The following is an 8468-nucleotide window of genomic DNA, read 5'->3' as shown; positions in this document are numbered from 1 at the left end:
CGGTGAAGGGGGTTCTAAGGCTACCCACCCAAACCCGCAAGTGCTTTTTTGCAGAAAGATGACAGTTTTTGCAAAAAAGATGGTTTTGTGAATAATAACAAGGACTTGGAGTGATATGTTTTTTGCTGCACTGCAGGAAAATGCCGAACAACCGTCGCAAACCCCAGCAAACATTCACCCTGATCAGAGTTGTCCACAGGGAGAGTGATTCAAACCGGCTGACGCCGGGCCTTGAATCGGAGTCTCAGCACCAAAAGACCGATGATCGCCGCGAGGTACAAAAGCGGCTCCAGCTGCCAGCCTTTGACCAACATTACGTAATGCACGGCGCCAAGCGGCACGGCGACATAGGTCAAACGATGAAGTTTACGCCAGTTTCCACGCAGTTTGCGCACAAACCAGTCGTTGGATGTAAGCGCCAAAGGGATCATCAGCCCCCACGCGACCATCCCAACGGTGATGTAGGGGCGTTTCAGAACATCCGCCCAGACCCGATGCAGGGCCTGCACATCCAGCACCGCCCAGACCAGCAGATGCAGCACCACGTAGAAGAAGCCGATCAGCGCGATGGCACGACGGAACTTCAGCAGGTTCAGCCCGGCGACCCGGCGCAGAGGGCTGATGGCAAGGGTCAGCACAAACAACTGCAACGCGGCTTCGCCCATCCGGTGTTCCAACACCTCGACAGGCTCCACCCCTAACCCGCCGGTCAGACCAAGATAGAGAAGCCACGCGGGATAAACCGGCGCCACCGTATAGAGCAGCCAGACCGGCACCCGGCGCAAAAGCTGGTTCAGATGGTTCATCGGTTAAAAGTGCACCTTCAGGTCCATGCCTGCGTACAGGTCGGCGACCTCTTCTTCATAGCCATTGAACATCGGGGTGGGGATGCGTTTGGCAAACAAGCCCCCGCCAATGCGTTTTTCGGTGGCTTGCGACCAGCGTGGATGATCAACCAGCGGGTTCACGTTGGAATAGAACCCGTACTCGCGCTGGTTGGCCATGTTCCAGCTGGTAGGCGGTTCTTCTTCGGTCAGGGTGATGCGGACAATCGACTTGATCGACTTGAAGCCATATTTCCACGGCACCACCAAACGCAAAGGCGCACCGTTCTGGTTGGGCAGGTCCTGATCGTAAAGCCCCGTCGCCATCAGGGTTAGCGGATGCATGGCCTCGTCCAGGCGCAGCCCTTCACGATAGGGCCATTCCAGAATGGCCGAGCGCTGACCCGGCATTTCCTCGGGGCGGACCAGCGTTTCAAAGGCCACGTATTTGGCCGAGGGCTGAACCCCCACGCGCTCCAACAGCTGGGCCAGCTCAAACCCCCGCCACGGCACGACCATCGACCAGGCCTCGACACAGCGGAAACGATAGATGCGTTCTTCCTGTGTGACATTGCCCAGAATGTCGGCCAGATCATAGTCGCCCGGCTGTTCAACCAGCCCGTCGATTTTGACCGACCAGGGATCGGTCGTCAGGGTATGGGCATTGCGGGCCGGGTCTTCTTTGCCCAGTCCGAATTCATAAAAGTTGTTATAGTTGCTGATCTCTTCGAAACTGTTGGGCGTTTCTTCCGTGTCATAGGGGCTGGCCGCGAAGGCGGCTGGGGCGAAAGCGCTGGCCCCGGCCGCAGCCAGAAACTGGCGGCGGTTAAAGAACATCTCTTTCGGTGTGACGTCGGAATATTTCAGCTTCGAGCGGTACATGCGCATTAGACCCTTCTGTTTCCCCGGCAGATAGGAAGACATTATCGCAAGCGCATCAAAACATTTCTCACGTCTGCGTTAGAATACCGGTGCAGGATCGGCGCGCTGCCCTCAGACCTGCATCCGCTTCAGGGCCTGCTCAAACTGTGGGTGACCCCCGGCTGAAACCTGTCCTTCGTCATCAATTTGAACCGAAGGGTGGAGTTCGTTGAGCTGAACCGATGCGCCATCATCGCCAACAACCCGCACATGACGCCGCCGCATCAGACGCGGCTCTGGCACGCCAACAGAATGGGCGATGGTTTCGACCTCGTTGATCACGGCCTTGGCATAGGCGGCGACGCGCTTGTCTTTCTCTTCGACCACCAAGCCCTTTTGCAGGGATGGGATATGGGTGGTGATGCCTGTCGGGCAGGTATTCTTGTTGCACTTGAGCGCCTGAATACAGCCCAGCGAAAACATGAAGCCACGCGCCGAGACCACGAAGTCGGCCCCAAGGCAAATCGCCCAGGCCACATCGCCCGGCACGATCAGCTTACCGCTGGCGATGATGCGGATGCGATCATGCAGCCCGGCCAGATCGCGCAGGTCCACCATGCGGATCAAGGCTTCGCGCAGCGGCAGGCCGACCAGATCCATCAACGGCATGGGTGCCGCCCCCGTGCCACCTTCGCCGCCATCGACGGTGATAAAGTCTGGCGCGGATTCAGCCCCGCGTACTTTGATCTCGCGGAAAAAGTCGAACCACGGGTCGGCCGAGCCGATACAGGTTTTGATACCGACCGGTCTTCCGGTGACGTCGCGGATGCGGGCGATCAGGTCCAGCAGTCCGTCAAAGTCGTTCACCTCGCGGTGGCGGTTGGGCGAGATTGCATCTTGCCCCATGGGCACACCGCGAATGCGTGCGACCTCTTCGTCGATCTTGGCGGCGGGCAGGATGCCTCCCTTGCCGGGTTTGGCGCCCTGACTAAGCTTGATTTCAAACATCTTGACCCGTGGGTTCGAGGCCACCTGACGCAGGCGGTCATCGCTCAGATCGCCCGCGGCGTCGCGCACCCCGAATTTGGCGGTGCCGATCTGATAGACAATGTGGCACTCTCCCTCGAGGTGATAGGGCGATAAACCGCCTTCGCCGGTGTTCAACCAAATCCCGGCCTGCGCGGCGCCTCGGCTAAGTGCCTGCACCGCTGGTTTTGAAATCGCGCCGTAAGACATGCCCGAGATGTTAAAGATTGAGGGCGCTTCATAGGGTTTGGCGCAATGCGGCCCGATCAGCAGGGGTTCAGTCGTTGAATACTGATCATCAAGCGGCGGGAAGACAGCATTCATGAAGATCGGCGTGCCGGGAACGTTCAGGTTTCGGGTCGAGCCAAAGGCAATCGTATTCCCCTTTTTCTCAGAGGCGTTATAGGCCCAGTTGCGTTGCGCGCGGTTAAACGGCATTTCCTCGCGGTCCATAGCAAAGAAGTACTGGCGGAAGAATTCGCCCAGCTCGCTGAACAGCGAGCGAAAGCGCCCGATTACCGGATAGTTCCGGCGGATCGCGTCTCCGGTTTGGGTCCGGTCGATCCAGAACATGATCACCGCGGCCAGCACCGCCACCCCGATGACAACGACAAATGTCATCGCCATGATTTCAATTGCACGGCCGGCCCAATCCATCATGGTGTCATATTCCTCTTTTACAATATGTTTCGAGCGCATAGAGTAGCGCTCAGCCACGTTACACCGCACTGTGATCTACGCAGGAATAACCTTGTGTAACAATATCGAAACTGTGGGGGAGGACTGATGAAAAAATTGATCTGCGCGCTTGCAGCAGCGCTTATGCTGGCGGGACCGGCGGTTGCCGAGACCGCCATCACCTATACGACCGATGAAACATTCGACGATGTGACCTTCGGTATCGAGAGTGCGATCGAAGGGGCCGGGCTGGTGATTGATTCCGTCAGCCACACGGGCGACATGCTGGAACGCACCCGCGAGGCCGCAGGCTCGGATGTGGTGCTGTTTACCCATGCTGATATTTACGGGTTCTGCTCGGCGAAAATATCGCGCGAGGTGATGGAAGCTGACATCACCAACGTGCGTTTCTGCCCCTATCACATCTTCGTCTATGTGCGCCCCGAAACGCCCGATGAAACTGTCGTGGGGTTCAACAGTTTTCCCGAAGGCCCGATGAAGAAGGTCGAAGCGCTTTTGGACGGGATTGTTCGGGACGCGCTGGAGCTGGACTGACCCAATCCAGCTTCACAACAGATAAAGCCCGCTCACGGAACCGTGAGTGGAAACCGATAAACAGCCGGGCTTAGCGCCCGGCTGTTTTCTTTCAAGGGCAGATATCCGGGAAAATTCTACATCCAGTTTCAGGGAGGGTCCGTAACCCTCGTGATGCCGCTCAGGGCGTCCTACTGATGGAGAACCCCATGTTTCGCAGAACTTTCATGACCCTTGCCGCAACCGCGATCATGACCGCCCCGGCTTTCGCTGGCGGTCATTCCAAAGATATTGTCGACACCGCAGTTGGTGCTGGCTCGTTCACCACGCTGGTGGCTGCCGTTGGCGCCGCTGGCCTGGTTGATACCCTGAAGGGCGAAGGCCCGTTCACCGTGTTTGCCCCCACGGATGATGCATTTGCCGCCCTGCCCAAAGGCACGGTTGAAATGCTGCTGATGCCTGAAAACAAGGACAAGCTGACCGCCGTACTGACCTATCACGTGGTCCCCGGCAAGGTCATGTCAGGCGATCTGACCAATGGCATGATGGCGGGCACGGTTGAAGGCTCGGACGTCAAGATCATGACCGAAGGCGGAGTCACCGTTGACGGCGCCACCGTGGTCGCCGCCGACGTCGAAGCCAGCAACGGCGTGATCCATGTGATCGATGCCGTGATCCTTCCCCCTTCAATGAAATAATCGCGGACCCAACCGCGCTGCGGGTGGCTTGGGCCACCCGCCCCTATTCCACAAACCAGGAGACAGACCATGAACCGCCGTTTTGCCCTTAAATCCCTTGCTGCCCTTGCCATCGCAGGCACCGTATCCGCCTGCGCTGAAATGGGGGATCCCGATATCGTCGATATCGCTGCCTCGAATGATGACTTTTCCACCCTTGTGGCCGCCGTATCGGCCGCTGGCCTGGTGGACACCCTGAAGGGCGATGGCCCCTTCACCGTTTTCGCCCCCACCAATGATGCTTTCGCCGCCCTGCCCGCCGGCACCGTCGAAAGCCTGTTGTTGCCCGAAAACAAAGATCAGCTGGTGTCGATCCTGACCTATCACGTCGTGCCCGGTGCGGTGACCAGCGACCAGCTGGCCGGCCAACGCCTTAGCGTTGCAACCGTCCAAGGTTCAACCGTGCATATTGATGCGCGCAACGGTGTAAAGGTGGACGGCGCCAATGTCGTGACCGCAGACATCATCGCCAGCAACGGCGTGATCCACGTGATCGACAAAGTCATCCTGCCCTAATCCCAAAGGCCCGCTTCGGCGGGCCTTTCCCATACGTCTTGCCATAAGGGAGGTCTTACCATGGCACGTCTCGATATTATTGTTACCGTGTTGCCGCAGTTTTCGATCCTTGAAACCGTCATCGGGTATGTCGATGCCAATGTGCCCGACTCAGACCTTGCAGGTGCGCTGTCCGCAGCAGATGCCGACCTGACAGTCTTTGCCCCCACCAATGATGCTTTCGCCGCACTGGCGCAGGATTTTGGCTATGTCGGGGACCCCGCCGACACCGCCGCCGTGACCCAGTTTCTGGTCGACAATGTCACCCCCGAAACGCTGGAGGCGGTGCTTCTTTACCATGTGTCCCCCGGCACGCAGACCAGCACAGATATCGTCAACGCTGGCAGTGTTCATACGCTGGGCGGCACGATCACCGTTGATGCGCCGACGCTGGTCGACAATGAACCCGACCTGATCGATCCGTCTCTGATCTTTACCGATGTGCCCGCCGACAATGGGATTATCCATGTCATTGACCGTATCCTGATACCGATTGATCTGCCCGGCAATGACGCGCCCACCATCGCGGGGATTGTCGCCAGCAGCGGCGCAGGGTTTGACGAAAATCCGGGTGACTTTGACATGCTTCTGACGGCATTGGATGCCGCCGGGCTGGTTGGTGCGCTGGATGATGCCCACGCCGATCTGACCGCCTTTGCCCCAATTGATCAGGCCTTCATAGATCTGGCCAATGCTCTGGGGTATGCAGGCAGCGACGAAGAAGGGGCGTTTGGCTATCTTGTCGAAGCGCTGACCCTTCTTGGCGGCGGCGATCCGATCCCTCTCTTGACCGATATCCTGCTGTATCACGTGGCGCCCGAGTCGCTGCAGGCCAGCCAGGTGCTGAGTGCCACGCAGATCGACACCCTGCTGGGGGCGACGATTGGCGTCGATGGGGCTTCTTTGGTCGACAATGACCCTGACATCCCGAACCCCGATATCATCGCCACTGACATTCAGGCCGAAAACGGCGTTGTGCACGTGATCGACGGCGTTCTGATCCCGGCGGACGTGCTTCAATCTGATGGTTCGAACGATGTTGATCTGGTGATTGGGGATGAGGGTGCCAGCAATGTAGCGACCGGAGCAGACAATGATCTGATCGACGGCAATGGCGGCATCGACATCATCAATGCCGGGGCCGGAGACGACACTGTCATCGGAGGCACCGGTCTGGACCTTCTTACCGGAGGAACCGGAGCGGATTTGTTCATCTTCAATACCGGCGATGGCACTGACTTCGTGCTGGGTTTTGAAAGCGGTGCGGATATGATTGACCTGTCCAACACCGGCGCGACCAACCTGCACGATATCAGTGTCGAACAGGGCCTGTTCACCACCACGATTGGCTACGGCAAAGGGGACAGCATCACCGTGGTCCATGGTCTTGGGAACGCCCCGGCCGAGGACGATTTCATCTTCGCAGATGACCTTATGATGTAAGATCATCCTCAGATCGTTGATCAAGGCGGGGCCAAATGGCGCCGCCTTTTTTCTGTGCAACGCCTATCAGGTCTGTATAGTTGGGGCGTTCTTTTAGGAACCAATAGACCAGAGGTGGCATTCCGCCATCGAAGCAGAGCCGTAATTTAATGCGGCGATAAACTGGTGGGGGAAGTATAGTGGCTTCTATTTTGTTGCGGGCAATTTATGCCCGTTCTATTTCGACGTTCTTTAATTCAACTCTAATCGCTGAAGATGCGGTGCCCATGCCGACACCGGGCGATGACACGCTGACCGGCTCGTCCGGGGATGACATCGTTGAACTGTTGGCTGGCGATGACATCTATCATGGTGGTGCCGGCAACGACACGGTTTCTGGTGCCAAAGGGCAGGACGAAATCTATGGCGATGAAGGCGACGACACCCTGAACGGCGGCAAGAACAACGACATGCTGTTTGGCGGTGATGACAATGACACGCTGGATGGTGGTTTTGGCGACGATTATCTGGAAGGCGGCGACGGAGACGACTGGATCACCGGCAACAGCAATGATGATCAGGTCTATGGCGGCCTTGGCAATGATGATGTGCGTGGCGGTAACGGCCATGATTTCGTGTCAGGTGGAGAAGGGGATGACCTTGTCCGGGGCGGTAACGGCAATGACGAAATCCATGGTGACGCTGGCAATGATCAATTGTGGGGCAGCAAAGGCGATGACAAGATCATCGGCGGCGCGAACGATGACACCATGTCGGGCGGCGGCGGCCGGGACACTTTGCAAGGTGGCAGCGGCGATGACTGGATGGAAGCAGGCACAGGCGACGACCTGATGATCGGCAACACCGGTGCGGATGTGTTTGTGTTCAAGATCGGCAGTGACAATGACACGATCAAAGACTTCGGCAATGGCGACGACCTGATCAAGCTGACCACTTTCGACTTCGAAGATTTCGACGAGCTGATGACCTATGCAGCAGACACCGAAGACGGCGTGTTGTTTGACTTTGGGGGCGGTGACAGCCTGCTGCTGCGCAACCTGACAACCGAGGATTTGGGCGCAGACGACTTCATCCTGTGACCCTTTCAACGGAATCTTAAAAGATCGGCGGCAACCCTTGCCGGGCAAGGGATGCTGTCGATGCTGCGATTCTTGATCTTGATCCTGTTTGCTTTCGCCGCGCCCGCCTGGGCGGGTAATATTGGCGTGGATTTCACCAATATGCCCGTCGGGTTGCAGGCTTGGTATCAAGGGTCGGAAAATCGGCGTTGGGTCGATGTTTATATCGGCGAACGCGGCGGGCGGCACGTGATGGAGCGACGTCTGAATTCAGCCTACGGCGAACTTATGGAAACCCGGTTCTTTGATCCGCAGGGGCACGAGGTTGAACGCCACACTGCATCGGGGCGCTGGCAAACGTTCTCTCCGCGCAACTGTATGCGCATTCTTGGCCCCTGCCGGGCCGAAGTCAGGGATTCACAGTCAGGCCCACATGTCATCCATGGCATCATGCATGTCGAAGGCGACACGTATTATTACAAATGGGTGGCAGATCATCATGATGACACCATGCGCGCCCATTACCGGCTGGGGGCCTATAACCTGCCTGCGTGGTCGCGCAGCAATGACTACCTGATGGTGCTGAAAGACATCGTGGAGCCCAGCGGCCAACCCGCCGCCTTCGCCCATTAAAAAGCCCACCCTAAACACGGGGTGGGCCCTATTCTTAGTTAGGTCCGTATCCAAAGCTTGATGTATCCGCCAGTCGGGATGCGCCCTGAACGGTGCAAAACCCAAAGCCCATCTTTGCT

Annotated in this window: 9 protein-coding genes; 6 read left to right on the top strand and 3 right to left on the bottom strand. The window is 57.7% G+C overall.

All coding sequences use genetic code 11. The features are described from left to right. Positions 1-209: 209 nt before the first annotated feature. From msrQ to ATO10_RS07205, 3 genes are all read right to left on the bottom strand, one after another. On the bottom strand, positions 210-806 hold the full coding sequence (gene msrQ, locus ATO10_RS07215) for a protein-methionine-sulfoxide reductase heme-binding subunit MsrQ (RefSeq protein ID WP_035249831.1): 597 nt from the start codon (positions 804-806) through the stop codon (positions 210-212). 3 nt (positions 807-809) lie between these two features. Beyond that, positions 810-1712 (bottom strand): protein-methionine-sulfoxide reductase catalytic subunit MsrP, encoded by a 903-nt coding sequence (msrP, locus tag ATO10_RS07210; protein ID WP_155886712.1) that lies wholly within the window; start codon positions 1710-1712, stop codon positions 810-812. 105 nt (positions 1713-1817) lie between these two features. Next, on the bottom strand, positions 1818-3368 hold the full coding sequence (locus ATO10_RS07205) for an FMN-binding glutamate synthase family protein (RefSeq protein ID WP_035249922.1): 1551 nt from the start codon (positions 3366-3368) through the stop codon (positions 1818-1820). 129 nt (positions 3369-3497) lie between these two features. Here ATO10_RS07205 and ATO10_RS07200 point away from each other — a divergent pair, with 129 nt between their 5' ends. The 6 genes from ATO10_RS07200 to ATO10_RS07175 all read left to right on the top strand — a co-directional run bounded on the left by ATO10_RS07200 (position 3498) and on the right by ATO10_RS07175 (position 8349). Continuing rightward, complete coding sequence (locus ATO10_RS07200; RefSeq protein WP_035249829.1) at positions 3498-3944, top strand: DUF302 domain-containing protein; 447 nt, start codon at positions 3498-3500, stop codon at positions 3942-3944. Between the two features lie 188 nt (positions 3945-4132). Then, positions 4133-4621, top strand: a complete 489-nt coding sequence (locus ATO10_RS07195; protein WP_035249826.1) for a fasciclin domain-containing protein — start codon at positions 4133-4135, stop codon at positions 4619-4621. Between the two features lie 69 nt (positions 4622-4690). Further along, complete coding sequence (locus ATO10_RS07190; protein WP_035249825.1) at positions 4691-5176, top strand: fasciclin domain-containing protein; 486 nt, start codon at positions 4691-4693, stop codon at positions 5174-5176. 60 nt (positions 5177-5236) lie between these two features. Beyond that, positions 5237-6658, top strand: coding sequence for a fasciclin domain-containing protein (locus ATO10_RS07185; protein WP_035249823.1), 1422 nt, complete (start codon positions 5237-5239; stop codon positions 6656-6658). 179 nt (positions 6659-6837) lie between these two features. Continuing rightward, on the top strand, positions 6838-7737 hold the full coding sequence (locus ATO10_RS07180; RefSeq protein ID WP_155886711.1) for a calcium-binding protein: 900 nt from the start codon (positions 6838-6840) through the stop codon (positions 7735-7737). A gap of 60 nt (positions 7738-7797) precedes the next feature. After that, positions 7798-8349, top strand: a complete 552-nt coding sequence (locus ATO10_RS07175) for a hypothetical protein (protein ID WP_155886710.1) — start codon at positions 7798-7800, stop codon at positions 8347-8349. Positions 8350-8468: the final 119 nt, after the last annotated feature.

This window comes from Actibacterium atlanticum (genome assembly GCF_000671395.1).
Lineage (GTDB): Bacteria > Pseudomonadota > Alphaproteobacteria > Rhodobacterales > Rhodobacteraceae > Actibacterium_D > Actibacterium_D atlanticum.
Note: the sequence above shows the minus strand (reverse complement) of the source record. Positions and strands in the feature narration are given on the sequence as shown.